Origin of the sequence: Chromohalobacter sp. HP20-39, assembly GCF_033052815.1 — a bacterium.
GTDB lineage: Bacteria > Pseudomonadota > Gammaproteobacteria > Pseudomonadales > Halomonadaceae > Chromohalobacter.
Genome location: NZ_JAWHTP010001069.1, coordinates 1 through 243 on the forward strand (window position 1 = coordinate 1; position 243 = coordinate 243).

Consider the following 243-nt stretch of genomic DNA (forward strand, 5'->3'; position numbering starts at 1 on the left):
CCCCCCCCCCCCCCGATGGCAATCCACCCCCCCCCCCCCAGCGCCCCCCACCTCAACAGACACCCTTTCCCTCCCCGACGCCCTTCCGATCTTCGGCGTGGCCGATCAGCATCACCTTGAACATGTCGTCGCGACCGGGCTGGGTGCGAAGAGATAGGAAGTGCACACGTCTGAACTCCAGACAATTCGTAAGGAATCGCGAGATCCGGGAGAAGGGAGGAATGAGGGCGGCGGGGGGGGGGG

At 66.3% G+C, this 243-nt stretch carries 1 protein-coding gene; it reads right to left on the reverse strand.

Going from position 1 to position 243, the window contains the following annotated elements:
* Positions 1 to 52: 52 nt before the first annotated feature.
* The coding region (locus RVY79_RS21210) for a hypothetical protein (protein ID WP_317466591.1) at positions 53 to 243 on the reverse strand (191 nt) is incomplete at its 5' end.